Here is a 1,259-nt window from a genome sequence, read left to right as displayed (position 1 = left end):
GCGCGCGAGCTGCGCGCGCTCGGCCTCGACTGCGCCGTGGCCGCCGTCTCCAAGATGCAGAGGCCGGCGGCGGACGCGCGCCGCAAGAACGACCGGCGCGACGCCGAGTTCATCGCCCGCATGCTCGCCACCCACAACATCGTGGAGGTCCCGCTGCCCGATGCGGCCGTCGAGGCCGCCCGGGACCTCGACCGCGCCCTCGACGACGCCACGGTGGAGTACCGCCGCGCCAGGCAGCGCCTCAACATGTTCCTGATCAGGCTGGGCCACGTCTGGGACGAGCGCAACGCCGACGGGACGAGGAAGGGATCCTGGACGCGCGCCCACTGGAGGTGGATATCCGGGATCAGGCTCGAGGGGCCCCAGCGCGACGTGCTCGAGTACTACGTCACGGCCGCGAGGTGCGCGGAGTCGGACCGCCGGCAGCTCGAGAAGAAGGTGCTCGCCCTCGCCCGGACCGACCGGTGGCGCCCGGCCGTCGAGGCGCTCTCCTGCATCAAGGGAATCGACACCCTGACGGCCTTCAGGCTCGCAGCCGAGGCGGGTTCCTTCACGAGGTTCCGGACGGCCCCGGCCTTCGCGAGCTGGTGCGGGCTGGTCCCGTCGGAGCGCTCGAGCGGCGAGACCGAGCGGCGCGGCGGGATAACCAAGACGGGCAACCGGCTCGCCAGGACGGCACTGGTGGAGTCGGCGTGGCACTACCTGACGTGCACGCCCCGCCCGAAGGCCCCGGCCCCCGGCGCGGACGTCCCCGCGGCGATCCGGGCGCGCGCCGACGACTGCACCGCCAGGCTCTGCCGCCGCCGCGAGGCGCTGGCGGCGGCGGGCAAGAGCTCGTGCAAGGCAAATGCCGCCGTCGCGAGCGAGCTCGCCTGCTGGGTCTGGGAGATCGGGCGCCGGGCGGAGGGGACCCTCGGCTGACCCCGTCGGACAACAAGCCTCCCGCCGGGAGGGCCCGCGCCTCGACGCATCGCCGGCGCGCGTTCACGAGCCCTTTTTGGGCAGCCCAAGGGCCGCGCCCGTGAACAAGACTGGTTTCGGACGAGCGCGCCGGCCGGAGAATCGAAATGCGGTGGGGTGCGCGGACATACCGGGCTGACCGCCGGCAGCGCGCCCACAAGAGCCCGCGGATATTAGCTTGCCAGGCAAGCGTCGACTAAACGTGCAGCGTGCGCGGGCCCTCCCGACGGGAAACGAAAAAGCCCGGTTTTAAACCGGGCTCAACAAACACGCCTATTGACAATGGCTTTCTCATATTA

Annotated in this window: 1 protein-coding gene; it reads left to right on the top strand. The window is 71.6% G+C overall.

Translation table 11 applies throughout. The features are described from left to right. A partial coding sequence (locus I2H19_RS09870; RefSeq protein WP_195622552.1) for an IS110 family RNA-guided transposase occupies positions 1-921 on the top strand: 921 nt, incomplete at its 5' end. Positions 922-1,259 lie beyond the last annotated feature (338 nt).

Source organism: Collinsella aerofaciens, assembly GCF_015560135.1.
GTDB lineage: Bacteria > Actinomycetota > Coriobacteriia > Coriobacteriales > Coriobacteriaceae > Collinsella > Collinsella aerofaciens_AN.
The sequence above is the reverse complement of the archived record's forward strand: the minus strand, read 5'-3'. Positions and strand labels throughout refer to the sequence as shown.